Source organism: Microbacterium aurantiacum (assembly GCF_002872075.1).
Taxonomy (GTDB): Bacteria; Actinomycetota; Actinomycetes; order Actinomycetales; family Microbacteriaceae; genus Microbacterium; species Microbacterium aurantiacum_A.
This window is the reverse complement of record NZ_PGGU01000016.1, coordinates 103,147-119,004: the sequence shown is the minus strand read 5'-3', so window position 1 is coordinate 119,004 and position 15,858 is coordinate 103,147. Positions and strand designations below refer to the sequence as shown.

13 protein-coding genes are annotated in these 15,858 nt (G+C 67.7%); 11 read left to right on the top strand and 2 right to left on the bottom strand.

The window, feature by feature from the left end; translation table 11 throughout:
- The first annotated feature begins 42 nt into the window (after positions 1-42).
- From CUR96_RS11270 to CUR96_RS11240, 7 genes are all read left to right on the top strand, one after another.
- On the top strand, positions 43-840 hold the full coding sequence (locus CUR96_RS11270; RefSeq protein ID WP_180969011.1) for an endonuclease/exonuclease/phosphatase family protein: 798 nt from the start codon (positions 43-45) through the stop codon (positions 838-840).
- A gap of 149 nt (positions 841-989) precedes the next feature.
- Complete coding sequence (locus CUR96_RS11265) at positions 990-2,144, top strand: DUF4185 domain-containing protein (protein ID WP_102193411.1); 1,155 nt, start codon at positions 990-992, stop codon at positions 2,142-2,144.
- A 155-nt stretch (positions 2,145-2,299) separates the two neighbouring features.
- Positions 2,300-3,667, top strand: a complete 1,368-nt coding sequence (locus tag CUR96_RS11260) for an ABC transporter substrate-binding protein (RefSeq protein WP_102193410.1) — start codon at positions 2,300-2,302, stop codon at positions 3,665-3,667.
- Between the two features lie 80 nt (positions 3,668-3,747).
- Positions 3,748-4,674: a carbohydrate ABC transporter permease gene (locus tag CUR96_RS11255; RefSeq protein WP_102193409.1), complete on the top strand. Its 927-nt coding sequence runs from the start codon at positions 3,748-3,750 to the stop codon at positions 4,672-4,674.
- A gap of 1 nt (position 4,675) precedes the next feature.
- The gene (locus tag CUR96_RS11250; protein WP_102193408.1) at positions 4,676-5,569 is read left to right on the top strand and encodes a carbohydrate ABC transporter permease; all 894 of its coding nucleotides are present in this window, start codon (positions 4,676-4,678) and stop codon (positions 5,567-5,569) included.
- Between the two features lie 23 nt (positions 5,570-5,592).
- Positions 5,593-6,669 carry a DUF4185 domain-containing protein gene (locus CUR96_RS11245; RefSeq protein ID WP_102193407.1) on the top strand — a complete coding sequence of 359 codons (1,077 nt, stop codon included), beginning with the start codon at positions 5,593-5,595 and terminating at the stop codon, positions 6,667-6,669.
- 127 nt (positions 6,670-6,796) lie between these two features.
- Positions 6,797-7,237, top strand: a complete 441-nt coding sequence (locus tag CUR96_RS11240; RefSeq protein ID WP_102193406.1) for a DoxX family protein — start codon at positions 6,797-6,799, stop codon at positions 7,235-7,237.
- A 7-nt stretch (positions 7,238-7,244) separates the two neighbouring features.
- On the opposite strand, the gene CUR96_RS11235 is transcribed toward CUR96_RS11240, so the two are convergent.
- Both CUR96_RS11235 and CUR96_RS11230 read right to left on the bottom strand, forming a co-directional pair.
- Positions 7,245-7,841, bottom strand: coding sequence for an AAA family ATPase (locus CUR96_RS11235; protein WP_102193405.1), 597 nt, complete (start codon positions 7,839-7,841; stop codon positions 7,245-7,247).
- Between the two features lie 11 nt (positions 7,842-7,852).
- The gene (locus CUR96_RS11230) at positions 7,853-8,986 is read right to left on the bottom strand and encodes a glycoside hydrolase family 172 protein (RefSeq protein ID WP_102193404.1); all 1,134 of its coding nucleotides are present in this window, start codon (positions 8,984-8,986) and stop codon (positions 7,853-7,855) included.
- A 68-nt stretch (positions 8,987-9,054) separates the two neighbouring features.
- On the opposite strand from CUR96_RS11230, the gene CUR96_RS11225 reads away from it, so the two are divergent.
- The 4 genes from CUR96_RS11225 (at position 9,055) to CUR96_RS11210 (ending at position 15,845) form a co-directional block, all read left to right on the top strand.
- Entirely contained in the window at positions 9,055-10,041 is a 987-nt protein-coding gene (locus tag CUR96_RS11225; RefSeq protein WP_102193403.1) for a LacI family DNA-binding transcriptional regulator, read from the top strand.
- A gap of 106 nt (positions 10,042-10,147) precedes the next feature.
- The gene (locus tag CUR96_RS11220) at positions 10,148-11,656 is read left to right on the top strand and encodes an FGGY-family carbohydrate kinase (protein ID WP_102193402.1); all 1,509 of its coding nucleotides are present in this window, start codon (positions 10,148-10,150) and stop codon (positions 11,654-11,656) included.
- The gene (locus CUR96_RS11215) at positions 11,653-14,214 is read left to right on the top strand and encodes a GH116 family glycosyl-hydrolase (protein WP_102193401.1); all 2,562 of its coding nucleotides are present in this window, start codon (positions 11,653-11,655) and stop codon (positions 14,212-14,214) included. The genes CUR96_RS11220 and CUR96_RS11215 overlap by 4 nt, the downstream gene beginning before the upstream one ends.
- Positions 14,211-15,845 (top strand): fucose isomerase, encoded by a 1,635-nt coding sequence (locus tag CUR96_RS11210; protein ID WP_102193400.1) that lies wholly within the window; start codon positions 14,211-14,213, stop codon positions 15,843-15,845. The genes CUR96_RS11215 and CUR96_RS11210 overlap by 4 nt, the downstream gene beginning before the upstream one ends.
- Positions 15,846-15,858: the final 13 nt, after the last annotated feature.

Genomic DNA, 15,858 nt, shown 5'->3' with positions numbered 1-15,858 from the left:
GGGGGATGCCGGGCTCCATGGCGGGCGGCGAGCATGGTCGGCATGGACTGCATCCGTGCGATGACCTGGAACGTCTGGTGGCGTTTCGGTGACGACTGGCGAAGGCGGGAACCGGGACTGATCTCGGTCGTGCGTGAACAGCGACCCGACGTGCTGGGTGTGCAGGAATGCTGGGGGACGCCGGAGCGCACCCAGGCGGATGTGCTCGCCGAGGCGGTCGGCGGGTGGCCCGCGTTCGTTCCCGTCGGCCTCCCTCCCGAGCCGGATCCGGTGGAGCACCCCTCCCAGGAGGGAGTGCGGATGGGCCTCGGGCTGGTCAGCCGCTGGCCGATCATGCGCGTCGAGAGGGTGGAGACGCCGTCGGAGGGGCGGGTCAACGCCGCTCTCGTCGCAACCGTCGCGCACCCGAGAGGGGAGCTCAGGGTCGTCGTCGGGGCGACGAGCTGGGAACCGGAGCGGGTCGACGAGACCACCGCCCAGGTCGCGGCCCTGCGCAGGCTCACCCGCGAAGGCTGCGAGCGACGGCCGCTGCCGAGCCTGCTGCTCGCGGACCTCAACTACGACGACACCCAGGCCCCGCTGGTCGGCATGGACCTGAGGGACGCGTGGGATGCCGCGCCCGCCGACGCGGACGAGCGCACCCTCAGCTCCACCAACCGCTTCGCGCCGCCCGAGGCCGTCGACCAGTTCGAGCGGCGCATCGACCACATCCTGTTCGCGCCGGGGTCCCTGGGGGCTCACGCGACGGGCGCGTGGATCGTGCGTGCGGAGCCGGATGGACTCCCCCCGTCCGACCACTATCCCGTAGTCGCCGACATCTGTGCGGGCGGCCGATCCTGATCGGGATGACCCCATCGTGGCTCTGCGGAAGCGTCGCCGGACGACGGAAGCCATGGGTCATCAGGTGAGCTGGGCATGCGGAAGACCCTAGTGTCTTGAAATCGATTTCGCTAGGTTCGGGTCATGAACGCCATCGATCGAGGAGCATCATGCCCGCCAGCACAGCATCCCGCCGCACAGCAATCGCGGCATTCTTCGTCCTCGCACTCGCCCTCGCCGGCTGTGCCGGAAGCGGCGGAAGCGATCGCGTGACCGTCGACCCGGATCCAGACAAGCCGTTCGTGCTGGAGGGTGTGTCGAACCTCACCGAGATCGCGCAGCTCACCGGCCCCGACGCGATGAACGACACCGCTGCGGTGTCGGTCGCCGGCACCGACCTCGGCTCGATGACGAACGTCGGCGACAAGACGTTCTTCTTCTTCGGCGACACCTTCGGCGAGCGGGATCCCGAGTCGATCGGCGGACAGGGCGAGTTCTGGAGGTCGAATGTCGCAGCCTGGACCACCGACGACGACCCGAGCGACGGCATCGACTTCGACAGCTGGGTGACGGATGAGATCGGGCTCGCTGCGCCCCTGATCGAGGGCGATCACGATGCCAACGGAGCCGGCGGCGAGGTCACGAAGATCCCGACCTACGGCTTCGCGATCGGCGAGACGATCTACGTGTCGTACATGTCGGTGCGGTTCTGGGGTGATCCTGGGGCCTGGGACGCGAATCACGCCCGGCTGATCGTCTCGCGGGGCGGCGGCGAGAGCTGGTCGCCCGTCGAGGGCGTCGAGTGGCCGGGTGACTCGAACTTCGTTCAGATCGCCCCGGCGCGGGTCACCGACGACGGCGCGGACTACGTGTACTTCTGGTCGATCCCGGCCGGTCGTTTCGGTGGAGTGCAACTCATGCGGGTGCCCGCCACAGAGGAGGCGGTCGAGGACCAGGCCGCCTATTCGTACTTCGCCGGAGTCGTGGACGGCACGCCGAAGTGGAGCAGCGAGATGGCGGATGCCGAGACGGTCGTCGGCGGCACGATCGGCGAGCTCTCGGTGATGTGGTCGACCTATCTCGAGCGCTGGATCATGACCTACTCGGATGCCGGGAATGCCTACATCCGAGAGGGTGTGACCCCGTGGGGACCGTGGGGAGACGCGATCGAACTCGTCTCCGGTGTGGACTACCCAGGGCTCTACTCGCCGTATCTGAACCCCCGGTACGCGACCGACGGCGGGCGCCGCATCCACTTCGTGCTGTCGCTGTGGGGCCCGTACAACGTGTTCTGGTTCTCCGCCGAGCTCGACCGTGCCGGATGATCGTGCGCTGAACGGATCTCTTGCGCATGAAATCGATTTCGCCTACTCTGGCGCTACCCGGTCACTGAGGATCGAACTGGCACGGCCGGTGTCCTTCGGCGAAAGCCGAGCACACAGCAACGACTCGTTGAGGAGTCTGTTCCTGAGGAGGAACCATGAGAATCACCACACGAACGCGTCGCATCGCGATCGCCGCCCTGGGGGCTGTGACCGTCGGATCGATGCTGGCGGCCTGCGGTTCGGGCACACCCGGCGAGGGCGCCGGGGGCGACGGCGGAGAAGACGGCAAGACCACCGTCCAGTTCTGGCACCGCACCTTCACCCCGGTGGAGAACGAGTGGTACGAGAACATCGTGAAGAAGTTCAACGAATCCCAGGACGAGATCAAGGTCGTCGACACCGAGGTGCCGGCCGACGCCTGGGACCAGAAGATGAAGGCGGCGCAGGCGGCAGGCAAGGCCCCCGACGTCTATACGCACCCGGGCAGCATCCAGGATGCGGTGAACGCCGGGCAGCTGCACGAGCTCAACGGCATCGTCCCCGAAGACGCGCTCGCCGAGATCATCGACTCAGCACTGCCCGTCTCGGCGGTCGGTGACACGTACTACGCCTACCCGCTGCTCCTCGAACCGCAGACGGTGCTGTTCTGGAACAAGGAACTGCTCGACGCCGCCGGCGTCGATTCCGGGAAGGCGCCGGCGACATGGGATGACCTGCTCGCCGCATGCGCCAAGATCCAGCCGACGCTGGCGGACGGGCAGTACTGCATCTCGCCGGCGCAGGACGCGGTCACCTTCGCGTGGTCCTCGGTCGGTCAGCAGTACAACTTCGCAGGGCACACCGCGCTGTCCTCCGACTGGACCGCTCCGGACATCGACGACGCCGGATACCGCGACATGATGACGATGTACAAGGAACTGTGGGACAAGGGCTACATGCCCAAGCAGCCGCTGGCCGCATACGTCGAGGGCAAGGACTTCGGCGAGCAGAAGGTCGCCTTCAAGGTGTCCGGCTCATGGATGATGTCGGAGATCGGATCGGACTACCCCGACCTGCTCGGAAAGACGGGTATCGGAGCGTTCCCGTCTGCCCGCGGCGCCGACGACCGCACGGCCACCACTCTCGGCAACTTCAAGTGGGTCGTCGATGCGAAGAGCAAGAATGCGGAGGCCGCCGGCGAGTTCCTCGCCTGGGCCATCGCAGGCGACCCGGAGAACCTCGTGCCGTTCTTCGTGGACACCCAGTTCACCAAGGTTCCGGTGCGCCAGTCGGTGCAGGATGCCGTGGCCGGGAGCGATGAGGCGGCGGATGCTCCGTGGTCGAGCGTCATCGTCGACGACATCGCGCCGACCGCGATCCCCGAGCCGACCTACCCCTGGGACATCTCGCTGGCCGTCGGCACCGCTCTCGAGTCGGTGATGAAGGGCTCGGCCTCGCCGGACGACGCCATCAAGACCGCGAATGCCGCGATCCAGACAGTGATCGAGCGCGACGGCCTGCCCGACAAGGCGCCGAAGAACTGATGCCGCTCCCGTGCGGGGCCGGGACCCCCGACCCCGCACGGTGATGCACCCGAGATCGCGACGAGCACGACGAGGTGAGAATGACCAGTCTGACTGGGGAAGAACGCCGGAGCATCCGGCAACGACAGAACCGCTACCGCTACCGCGACAACATGGTCGCCTATTGGTTCCTGCTGCCGGTTGTGGCGCTGCTGGGGATCTTCGTGATCTGGCCGGCGATCTACGCGATGTACCTGTCCTTCCAGGACTGGAGCTTCTACAAGGATCCGGAGTTCGTCGGATTCCGCAACTTCACCAACGTCCTCAGGGATCCGCTGTTCACCGCGACCATCGGTCGCGGGTTCATGTTCGTGCTGATGACGGTCCCGCCGATGCTCGTTCTCGCCTTCGGATTCGCCAGCCTCGTCGTGAGCGTGTCCCGTCGCGCGGCCAGCATCCTGAAGGTCAGCATCTACATTCCGACGATCATCTCAGCGGTGATCACCTCGATCATCTTCGTGGTGATCTACAACTACTCCGGCGGTCTCCTGAATGCCGGTCTCTCGGTGTTCGGCATCGACCCGATCGCGTGGATCGGCGACCCGAAGTGGGCGCTGCTGGCTGTCGCCGTGCCTGCCATCTGGCTCGGCATGGGACTGACCTCGCTGATCATGGTCGCCGCGATGGTCGACATCCCCACCGAGTACTACGAGGCCGCGGCGATGGAGGGCGCCAACTGGTGGCAGAAGACGAGCTACATCACGCTGCCGCAGATGAAGAATGTGCTCCTCTACCTGCTCATCACCGGATTCGTCGCCGCGATCCAGCAGTTCGAGCTGCCCCTCGTGATGACGCAGGGCGGGCCGCTGGACTCCACCACGTTGCCGAACCTGTTCATCTTCAACCACTTCCGCAACGACGTGAACGTCGGCTACTCGATCGCCGCCGCACTCCTGCTCTTCATCGTGCTGGGCACGGTCTCCGCGATCGTCTTCAAGTTCGTCAACTCCGAAAGGCTGGTGGACTGACATGGCGGTCATGCAGGAGACGACCCGCATCGTCCTGGCTGGGAAGGACCCGAAAGCGCAGCGCGCACCACGCGGGCTGAGCGGCTGGCTCATCCTCCTCGGCAAGGTGATCGTCGGCGCGCTGTTCGTCCTCGCCTCGCTCTTCCCGCTCGCCTGGATGGTGATCGCCGGTTTCAAGGCGAAGACCGAGGTCATTCAGACGCCGTTCCAGTTCTTCCCCGAGGTGTGGCTCTGGCAGAACTACGCGCAGATCCTTGCCGATCCCACGTTCCTGCGCACTCTGGCGTGGACGTTCATGGGGGCCGTGCTCTTCACCGTGCTGAGCCTGGCGGTCAATTCGCTCGCCGCCTACGCGTTCGCGCGGCTGGACTTCCGCTTCAAGGGGCTCATCTGGACGATCATCATCACGACGATGTTCATCCCCGGCATGACGATCCTGCTGACGAGCTTCATCGTCGTGACGAGACTGTCGATGCTCGACACCCTCGCAGTGCTCGTCATCCCCGGTGTCGCCAGCGCCGGGATGGTGTTCTTCATCCGGCAGTTCTACCTGAACATCCCCAAGAGCCTCGAAGAGGCGGCGATGCTCGACGGTTGCGGCCGCCTGCGCATCTTCGTGCGGATCTTCCTGCCGTTGTCGAAACCTCCGTTCGTCGTGATGGGCATCACTGCGTTCCTCGCGTACTGGAATTCCTACGTATGGCCGATCCTGACCGTCACGACGCCTGAGCGGTTCGTGCTGCAGCAGTATCTGGCCACATTCCGCTCGGAGCGCTCGACGGAACTGGGCCTGCTGATGGCCGGCTCGGTGCTCGCAGCCGCCCCGGTGATCATCCTGTTCCTGATCTTCCAGCGGCAGATCATCGGCAACATCAAGATGGCAGGCCTGAAGTAACCGACACAGAAACGGAGAGATCGATGGAGATCACTCGAAGGAACGTCCTGCGGGGCGCGGTCGCTCTCGGCGCGGGACTCGTCGCGTCGACGGCCGGTGCCGCCCCGGCGTTCGCGGCACCGCTCACCGTGGATCGCATCAAGGTGCTCGCGGGGACGCAGGGCCCGTCGCAGTACGGAGTCGGGGTGACCGATCTCGGCATCCCCGCGCGAACACCGGACGGGCGGATGCTGTTCGTCTTCGGCGACACCTGGGCCGACCATGTCGGCGGCGCGAACTGGCGCTCGCCGGTGGCGCTCTACTCATCGACGACCGACCTCGTCTCGGGCGTCACGTTCAACGGCTGCGGCGGTGCCGGCGCGAACACGCAGGGCACCGCGCCGCAGCTCTGGTACTACCCGCACGACGCGTACTTCACGACCGTCATTCCGTCCGACGTCATCACGATCGGATCGCGGATGTACCTGCACGCGATCGTCAACGGCCCGCACTTCGGAGCCGTGCGGTGGACCGAGCTCTGGAAGTCCGACGACAACGGCGCGACCTGGCAGCACACCGGACTGCAGTTCCCCGCCGACATGGCCGGCGGCAAGTTCCAGTGCATCACGTGGGGCCTCGGCAGCGACGGATACGTGTACATCTACGGCACGGGCTTCCAGCGCGACAAGGGCATCGTGCTCTACCGGGTGCCGTCGAACAACATGACGACGTTCTCGGCCTACCAGCCGTGGGGTTTCGCGAACGGCTCCTGGGGATGGGGCAAGCCGGTCACCGAGGTCCTGCCCGGGACATTCGGCGAGATGTGCCTGCGTCCGCTCGGCGGCAAGTGGATCCTCACCTGGTTCAACGCCGGCGCCTACCGGATCGACGCGATGGTGCTGAACACGCCGACCGACAACCTCTACACGGCGCCGAAGACGACGCTGCTGCACGGCACCGAGTGGGGGACGGAGGATGCTTCTCACGTCGCCCAGCTCTACGGGGGATACATCATCCCTGGGTCGACGCTCTCGGACCTCCATCTCAGCGTGAGTCAGTGGCATACCGGGAACAACAGCGTCTATCACTCCGAGCAGTTCCGAGTGCGAGGGCTGGTCTGATCCGGGGAGCGGCCGTCGGAGGACTCCTATTCAGCAGAATGAAAAGTGAGATTCCTACGGTGGGAGCAGGGAAACTCCCTGCTCCGCGCCTGGCGCGCGGTGTCCTGCCACGAAGGAACCACTCCTCATGACGAACACCTCCGCCCCCTCTCCGGTCGCGTCGCTGGGACTTCTCGTCCTCCGCGTCGTCGTCGGCGCGATCTTCGCCGCGCATGGCGCACAGAAGATCTTCGAGTTCACGCTCCCGGGCACGATCGAGAGCTTCACCGCGATGGGTGTGCCGCTGCCGGCCATCGCCGCGCCCCTCGTCGCCTTCGTCGAGTTCGGCGGCGGCATTCTCCTGGCTCTGGGCTTCTTCACCCGCGTGGTCGGCATCATGCTGGCCATCGACATGGTCGTCGCCCTCGTGCTCGTCCACCTGTCCGCCGGCCTCTGGGTCGGCAACGGCGGCTATGAGTTCGTCGCCGTGCTCGGCGTCGCCGCTCTCGCTCTCGCGCTCATCGGAGCCGGCCGCTTCTCGCTCGACAGGGCGCTGCTCCGGGGCCGCGTTCCCGCCTGGTTGAGCTGAGGCGAGGTCAGGGTGCGTCGAGCGAGGACAGCTCTCGACGCACCCATGCCTCGACGCTTCGCGCGACCGCCGCGGGCATGAGCGTGTCGGTGTCGATGATCTCAGCCCGCCACCGCGGATCGCCGACTTCCACATCGGCCCAGCGCGACCACTGCATCGACGGGTCGCCGTCAGTGCGGATGACCTCGGGCGCATGCTGCGGGTCCAGCGTGTGCGCGCGGAACCACTCACCGAACCGGTTGTGATGAAAGATCGCGTCCGGATGCTCGCCGCGGCGCAGCAAACGCTCGCTGCGCACCTCCGGAGAACAGTGCAGGAGACACACCGCAATGCCGTCCAGCTGGTCAGCGGATGGCGCGGCGAGCAACTCGCCCATCGGGACCTGGCCGCAGAGCAGCAGGTGCGCGCCGTCCTCCTGCCCCGCGAGAGCCTGACGAACCCAGTGTTCGATCGCCCCATGCCGCCATGCGGTGTCCGCACCCTCCGGCACGCCGATCGAATCGAACTCGACGCACCGCAGATCCGTCCCCCAGCCGACCTCTTGAAGGTGCGTCAGGACCGTGGACTTGCCCGCTCCGCTCGCACCCGTAAGGGAGAACAGCATCCCCGGCGCCCTCAGTCCTGCGGGGCGCGCGGCGGCGTGGCGCCGATGTCGGGAACCGGAGCGGTTCCTAGGTGCACCTCCAGGTCATCGGCGGTCGGCGTCTTCGGGCGGCGCGCGGTGGGACGGTCGAGGTAGAACAGCGCGGTCGAGGCGATGTCGTCGCGCAACGGCAGGTAGCGCCAGCCGCTGCGCCAGCCGAGGGCCTGGATGTCGACCTTCGGCATGCCGGTCCGGAAGTGGATCGGATCGAGCAGGTGCCAGCGGTACATGCCGAAACGCTGCTGGCTCACGTAGAGCCCGTCGGGCCGGATGACCTGCGGCATCCCGAGATACGGAGTGGAGAACTCGGTGTAGCCCTGGCCGGGGATATCGAAGTTCCAGGCGCCGCCGAAGTAGTCCTCGGTGCCGGTGCCGCAGATGGTCGGATACTCGGTGTCGTCGTCGAGGTAGAACTTGATCTCGCCCTCGCCCCACCAGCCGTTGGAGTTCACGCCCCAGGCGATGTAGGTGCCGACGTACTGCCCCTGCCCCTCGATGCCTTCCAGGATGACGTGCGGGGTGAGGCCCTCGAGCGGATTCGAGCGGCGCCACTGGGCGTGGAAGTAGGCGTCGTTCGAGTGGTCGCCGCCGGTCTCGTAGGTCACCTGGTAGTAGATGCGGACATCGACGTCCGAGGTGTTCTCGATGGTCAGGCGGGCGCCGTCGCGGAACGGCATGGGCCAGTACGAGTTGAAGCCGCCGTGCGGGTTCGCGGCGATCGCCTGCGAGTTCACCTGCGCGAAGACGCCCCAGCCGTTGCAGAAGAAGTCCCCGTAGGGCACTTCGACTGCCGGTTCCTCGGCCCCGTCCCAGTAGGCACGCAGCAGGAGGGTGCGCCAATTGTCGGTGTGCGTGGTGATCCAGATGTGCGTGATCTTGCCGGCGCCCTCGATGTTCGCGAGGTCGAACGTCTCGCCGGCCTTCACGTCGACGCTGGGCGAGATCTTCCAGCCGGGACCGAGATCGCGGGCGTTGGAGGCTCCGGTGCCTTCGGTCGCGCGCCCGCCGCCACCGACGGCCCCGTCGAAGTTCTCGGGCGAGATCGATCGTGTCTGCACCGATCGGAGCGCGGCGATGGAAGCCAGATCAGAGGAAGCGAAAGTCATGGGCGCCAATGTAATCGATTTCAGGCAGGAACGCCAGAGAACTGGGGCGTGCGCGGTACATTGCTTGAATGTCCACGATCTACGACGTCGCAGAACTCGCCGGGGTGTCTCCCGCGACCGTCTCGCGGGTCTTCAACGGCACGAGCGTGTCAGAGGAGAAGGTCGCGGCGGTCCGGGATGCCGCGAAGCGGCTGAACTTCACCCCGAACCGCACGGCTCGAACGCTGCGACGGCAGAGCTCCGAGGTGATCGGCCTGATCATCCCCGACATCGAGAACCCGTACTTCACTGAGATGGCCCGTGGCGTCGAGGATGTCGCCTCCGAGGCCGGCTATTCCGTGGTGCTCTGCAACTCCGACGCCCAGGTGGAGAAGGAGGCGACCTACCTGCAGATCGCGATCGCCGAGCACATGTCGGGCATCATCATCGCCACCGCCGACGAGCACACCCAGCTCGACAGCATCCTCGCGACCGGGCGGCCCGTCGTCGCCGTCGACCGCAGTACGACCTACGACATCGACGGCGTCGTGATGGCGAACCGCGCCGCCGGCACCTCGGCCACGCAGGATCTGATTCGCGCCGGCTACAGGCGCATCGCCTACATCGGCGGCCCCGAGCACATCGACACAGCCGCCGAACGCGCCGCCGGCTGGCGCTCGGCTCTCGCGGCAGCACTCCCTGACCTCGACCCCGCCGAGCTGGAGCGTTTCGCGACGTTCCGTGTCGACGGCGGCCGCGCCGCGATGGAGGAGCTGCTTGCGCTTCCTCACCCGCCGGACGCCGTCGTCGCGGGCAACAACCTCATCGGGGTCGGCGCGATCCAGGTGCTCACCGAGCACGGTCTCACCCCGCCGCAGGTCGGTGTCGCCGTCATCGGCTCGCTGCCCTTCACCACGCTGTCGCCCACCGCGGTGACGGTCGTGCGACTGCCGGCGCGGCACATGGGCGTGACGGCCGCCAAGATGCTGCTCGAGCGCATCGGCGGTGATGCGCAGCCGGCACGCACCGTCGTGCTCCGCAACGAGGTGCAGTCGGCCTCGGCGATCCGGGCCTGAGCCTCCCGAAGGAGAAAGACCGTCATCTCCTTGCGGCATGAAATCGATTTCGCGTACAGTGGCGACAGGTTTCAGATTCCGGGGCCCTGGTTTCAAGGAGGACGCCATGCGATGCACCCTCGGTGTCGACGTGGGCACGTCGAGCACGAAGGGCGTGCTCGTCACCGCTGACGGCACGATCCTCGCCTCCGCGACACGCACGCATGACGTGAGCCGCCCGCGCACCGGCTGGGTGGAGATGGACGGCCGGGTCTGGTGGGACGAGTTCGTCGGGATCGCGCGCGAGCTGCTGTCTGCAGTGAAGGATGCGGAGATCCTCGCCGTCGGCGTGAGCGGCATGGGCCCCTGCGTGCTCCTCGCCGATGACGACGACGAGCCCGTGCGACCGGCGATCCTCTACGGAGTCGACACCCGCGCCGCCGCGCAGATCGAGCGGATGACGGCAGAGCTCGGCGGCTCGGAGATCACCCGCATCGGCGGCAGCGTGCTCACCTCGCAGGCCGGCGGGCCGAAGATCGCGTGGGTCGCCGACGAGGAGCCGGATGCCTGGGCCGGCGCACGTCGTCTGTTCATGCCCGCTTCCTGGCTCGCCCGCAGGCTCACCGGCGCCTATGTGCTCGACCACCAATCCGCCAGTCAGGTCTCGCCGCTCTACGACATCGAGAACGAGCGCTGGTATGAGCCCTGGTGGAAGCAGTATGCAGGCACGATCGAAGAGCCGGCTCTGGCCTGGGCGGGAGATATCGCCGGCGAGGTCACGGACGCGGCATCCGCCATCACCGGCATCGCCGCGGGCACCCCCGTCATCACCGGGACGATCGACGCATGGACCGAGGCCGTCAGCGTCGGTGCGCACGAGGCCGGCGATCTCATGCTGATGTACGGCACGACGATGTTCATGGTGTTCACCAGCGCCGTCGCGACGGGCGAGGAGACGCTGCGCACGCCGTCGATGTGGACGACCGCCGGCGCCTTCGCGGGCACGCGCAATCTCGCGGGAGGCCTCTCGACCTCGGGCGCACTCACCGCCTGGCTCAAGGACCTGACGGGCACTGACTACCCGCAGCTCCTCGCCGAGGCGGTCGATTCGGGCCCGGGGGCCAACGGCATCCTGCTGCTGCCGTACTTCGCGGGAGAGCGCACCCCGATCCAGGACCCGGATGCGCGCGGTGTCATCGCCGGGCTCACACTCGAGCACACCCGTGGAGACCTGTACCGCGCCGCCCTCGAGGCCACGGCCCTGGGCGTACGGCACAACGTGGAGACGATGCGCGCCGCCGGTGCCGACATCCGCCGGATCGTCGCCGTCGGTGGGGGCACCCAGGGGCAGCTCTGGCTGCAGGTCGTCTCGGACGTGACCGGGCTCGTGCAGGAGGTACCGGAGACGACGATCGGGGCGAGCTACGGCGCCGCCTTCCTCGCAGCGACAGCCGTCGCGAACCCGGGCGAGGAACCGCTGATCACCGAGTGGAATCCGATCGCGCAGACCATCAGGCCGGATGCCGGACTCCGCGATCTCTACGACACACTCTTCGACCGGTACGTGCGCCTCTATGAGGGATCGAAGCCCGTCGTGCACGAACTCGCCGCCGCACAACGAGGAGAGGCCGTATGATCCGTCGTGCCCGCGGCATCCCGCACACGTCCCAGGCGACCGCATTCCCGCTCGGCGGCATCGGCACCGGCAACGTGTCGATCGGCGCCCGTGGCGAGCTGCGCGACTGGGAGTTCGAGAACCTGCCGGACAAGGGCCGGCGCAACCCGCACTCCTTCTTCGCCATCCACGCCGCCCCCGAGGGCGGCGCGCCGGTGACCCGGGTGCTCGAGGCGCGACTCACCGGCCGGCACGACGCGGATGCCGGGTACGCCTTCGACCAGCTCGCAGGTCTTCCGCGGCTCGACGCGGCGACGCTGCACGGCGAGTATCCCGTCGTCGATGTCGACTTCGCCGATGAGAAGCTGCCGGTCGAGGTGACGCTGCACGCCTTCACTCCATTCGTGCCGCTGGACGCCGACGCCTCCGGCATCCCCGCTGCCGTGCTGCGGTACCGGGTGACCAACCCCGGAGACGCACCGGTCGCCGTGACCGTCGTCGGCAGCGTCTCGCACACGGCCGGTCGCGGCACGCCGGGGCCCGGCGCGCCCTGGGGGATGCGGGCGACGCAGACCGTCCGCTGGCGCGACGACGCAGGCGTGCGCGGCCTCGACTTCGACATCGAGCTGCCCGAGGACGATCCCGGCTACGGCACGCTGAGCCTGACCACGACGGATGCCGCCACCACCGCAAAACCGCAGTGGGTGACGAGCTACTGGCCCGACGGCGCACGGCTGTTCTGGAACGACCTGACCGATGACGGACTGCTGCAGGCCGAACCGCGGCTCACGCTGGAGGATCGCCCGCGCGGGCTGTTCGCCGAGCTCGATGCGGACCCGGATGCCGCACCGCTCTCCGAAGAGGAGATGCTGGCGAAGCTGCCGCGCATCCGCACCGGCTCGCTCGGCATCGTGCACACGCTCGCCGCGGGCGAGAGTCGCGACTTCGAGTTCGTGCTGGCCTGGAGCTTCCCGAACCGGCGCCGCGGTTGGCACGGCCACATCGTCTTCGACGACCCGCACGGCGACGAGACCGTCAAGAATCACTACGCGACACTCTGGCCGGATGCCTGGTCGGCCGCCGCTCATCTGCACGCGAATCTGCCGGCGCTCGAGGGCAACACGGATGCCTTCGTCGAGGCGCTCTACGGTGGAAGCCTCGACCCGGTGCTCGCCGATGCGATCGGTGCGAACATCGCCGCGGCCCGCTCCACGACGTGTTTCGTCGTGGAAACGCCGAACCAGGAACTCGGCGAGGGGCCCGTCTTCGCCGCGTGGGAGGGATCCTTCGACCACGGCGGATCCTGCGAGGGCACGTGCACGCACGTCTGGTCCTACGCTCAGACACTCGCCTGGCTGTTCCCGTCGCTGGAGCGCAGCGCTCGCCGTGCGGAGTATCTGCTGGAGACCGACGAAGCCGGAGCCCAGAAGTTCCGCGGCAACCGCGTCTTCGGCGGTCCCAGCTGGTTCATGGGCCCAGCGGTCGACGGTCAGCTCGGCACGCTGCTGCGCCTGCACCGCGAATGGCGGTTCGCCGGCGACGACGACTTCCTGCGCGAGCTGTGGCCGGCGGCATCCCGCACCCTGGACTACGCGATCCGCGAATGGGATCGCGACGGCGACGGCCTGCTCGACGGTGAGATGCACAACACGTACGACATCGAGTTCCACGGGGCCGAACCGCTCGCCAACGGGATCTACCTCGCGGCCCTCCGCGCCGGCGCCCGCATGGCCGGTCATCTCGGCGAGACCGAGCGTGCGAACGCGTGGAACGCGAGGGCGGATCACGTCGCCGCGGCGATGGACGAGACCCTCTGGAACGGCGAGTACTACCGCCAGGTCATCGACGACCCGGACGCGCACCGCTATCAGTACGGGGACGGCGTGCTGTCGGATCAACTGCTGGGTCAGTTCCACGCCTTCGTGAACGGCCTCGGATACGTGCTGCCCAAGGCGCACGTCGACTCGGCGCTCGGTGCGATCGCCACCCACAACCACCGCGACGACCTGTCCGCCCACGAGAGCACGCAGCGGGTATACGCGCTGAACGACGAGGGCGGGTTGCTGCTGGCCTCCTGGCCGCGCGGAGGTCGCCCGGCGATCCCCTTCGTCTACTCGGACGAGGTGTGGACCGGCGTCGAGCACCAGGTCGCGGCTTCCCTCCTCTTCGCCGGCCGCGTGGACGACGCGCTCCGCATCGAGCGCTCGCTGCGGGCGCGCTACGACGGCACGCACCGCAGTCCCTGGAACGAGATCGAGTGCGGCAATCACTACGCCCGATCGCTGGCCTCCTGGGCGCTGCTGCTCGGTGCCAGCGGTGCGCAGTGGGACGCTCCGGCCGGCGTGCTCGCGTTCGACCCCGCCGATCGCACGCCTCAGAATCTCCTGTTCACCACGGGCACCGGCTGGGGGCGCGTCGAGATCGATGACGATGCCCTCGTCCTCCACGTCGACGGAGGCACCCTCACCGTCGACGACCTTCAGCTGCGCGGCGAGAGCATCGCGCGCGGCGTCCGACTCCTGGCCGGCGAGAAACTCGTCACCCGGCTCATCCAGACCACAACACCGGAGGCATCATGACCACATACACCCTGCCCACCCCGGCATCCCGCCCCGCGGCGGTGTCCAAGACGGCCTACCTCATCGCGTCCGGCGACCTCCGCGAGGCCGCGAACACCGGCGGCTGGCCGGTGCAGGTCGAGCTTGAGGCGGGCGTCACCGGCGTCTTCGAAGAACTCGGCTGGTCGGTCATCCGGGCCAACGGCGTCGACCCCGAGACGGGGCACGGCTTCATCTCGAGCCAGCGCATGGGCCTCGAGGTGTTCAAGAACATCCCGGCGGATGCTCCGCTCATCGTCGCCGAGGCCGTCTGGCAGTACTCCCATCATGTGCTCGCAGGTCTGCGCACGCACCGGGGGCCGATCCTCACGGTCGCGAACTTCGCCGGGGACTGGCCCGGGCTCGTCGGCCTCCTCGGACTGAACGCCGGCCTGACGAAGATGGGCAAGCCGTACGCCTCGATCTGGTCGGTCGACTTCACGGACGACTGGTTCAAGAACGGCATCCGCGAGTGGACCGAGACCGGTGCCATCACCCACGACGGCTCGCACGTGCGCGCGCTGCCGGAGTTGCCGGAGAGCCCCGAGAAGCAGCTCGGTGAGGCCCTCGCCGCCCAACTGGTCGAGGAGAAGGCCATCATCGGCGTCTTCGACGAAGGCTGCATGGGCATGTACAACGCCATCTTCGACGACGAGCTGCTGAACAAGACCGGCATCTACAAGGAGCGCCTCTCGCAGTCGGCCCTGTACGCCGAGATGCTCACGGTCACCGAGGAGGAGGCCGACGCCGCCTACGACTGGCTGATCGGGCGGGGCATGACCTTCAAGTACGGGGAGAATGCCGCCACCGAGCTCACCCGCGAGCAGGTGCAGTGGCAGCTGAAGATGTACATCGCTGCCCTCCGCATCGCCGACGACTTCGGGCTCGACGCCGTCGGCATCCAGTACCAGCAGGGCCTGAAGGACCTCGTGCCTGCGTCCGACCTCGCCGAAGGCATCCTCAACACCACCGAGCGTCCTCCGGTCACCTCGCGCGACGGATCGCGGGTGCTGCACGAGGGCCGGGCGTTCCCGCACTTCAACGAGGCCGACGAGGGCGTCGCGGTCGACGCGCTCGTCACCGACCGGGTGTGGCGCGCGATGGGTCTCGTGCCGGACAACACACTGCACGACGTGCGCTGGGGCGAGGACTTCGACGGGCAGTTCGTCTGGGTGTACGAGATCTCAGGGTCCGTGCCGGCCTCGCACCTCGGCGGATGGGACCAGGCGGAGGGGTGGCGTCAGGGCCACGTGTTCTTCCCGGCGGGAGGGGCCACCATCAACGGCGTGTCCAAGCCCGGCGAGATCGTGCTGTCACGGGTGTTCATCGCCGACGGCATCCTGCAGGCCGACATCTTCCGCGCATCGGTCGTCGAGCTGCCGGCCGAGGAGACGCAGCGCCGCAAGGACGCGACGAACCCGGAGTGGCCGATCGCGCACGTCGTGCTGCACGGCGTCTCGCGTGACCAGTTCATGGCACGGCACAAGGCGAACCACGCGCAGCTCGTCTACGCGCCCGACGCCGAGACCGCCGACAAGGCGCTCATCGCCAAGGCGGCGATGTTCGCCGGCATGGGCATCACGGTGAACCTCGTCGGCGACGTGACGATCTGACGAGCGACGGCCG

Excerpts from the sequence above, each read along its gene's own strand:
- CUR96_RS11270 (WP_180969011.1), top strand. The coding sequence starts at position 43 with ATGGACTGCATCCGTGCGATGACCTGGAACGTCTGGTGGCGTTTCGGT.
- CUR96_RS11265 (WP_102193411.1), top strand. The coding sequence starts at position 990 with ATGCCCGCCAGCACAGCATCCCGCCGCACAGCAATCGCGGCATTCTTC.
- CUR96_RS11260 (WP_102193410.1), top strand. The coding sequence starts at position 2,300 with ATGAGAATCACCACACGAACGCGTCGCATCGCGATCGCCGCCCTGGGG.
- CUR96_RS11255 (WP_102193409.1), top strand. The coding sequence starts at position 3,748 with ATGACCAGTCTGACTGGGGAAGAACGCCGGAGCATCCGGCAACGACAG.
- CUR96_RS11250 (WP_102193408.1), top strand. The coding sequence starts at position 4,676 with ATGGCGGTCATGCAGGAGACGACCCGCATCGTCCTGGCTGGGAAGGAC.
- CUR96_RS11245 (WP_102193407.1), top strand. The coding sequence starts at position 5,593 with ATGGAGATCACTCGAAGGAACGTCCTGCGGGGCGCGGTCGCTCTCGGC.
- CUR96_RS11240 (WP_102193406.1), top strand. The coding sequence starts at position 6,797 with ATGACGAACACCTCCGCCCCCTCTCCGGTCGCGTCGCTGGGACTTCTC.
- CUR96_RS11235 (WP_102193405.1), bottom strand. The coding sequence starts at position 7,841 with ATGCTGTTCTCCCTTACGGGTGCGAGCGGAGCGGGCAAGTCCACGGTC.
- CUR96_RS11230 (WP_102193404.1), bottom strand. The coding sequence starts at position 8,986 with ATGACTTTCGCTTCCTCTGATCTGGCTTCCATCGCCGCGCTCCGATCG.
- CUR96_RS11225 (WP_102193403.1), top strand. The coding sequence starts at position 9,055 with ATGTCCACGATCTACGACGTCGCAGAACTCGCCGGGGTGTCTCCCGCG.
- CUR96_RS11220 (WP_102193402.1), top strand. The coding sequence starts at position 10,148 with ATGCGATGCACCCTCGGTGTCGACGTGGGCACGTCGAGCACGAAGGGC.
- CUR96_RS11215 (WP_102193401.1), top strand. The coding sequence starts at position 11,653 with ATGATCCGTCGTGCCCGCGGCATCCCGCACACGTCCCAGGCGACCGCA.
- CUR96_RS11210 (WP_102193400.1), top strand. The coding sequence starts at position 14,211 with ATGACCACATACACCCTGCCCACCCCGGCATCCCGCCCCGCGGCGGTG.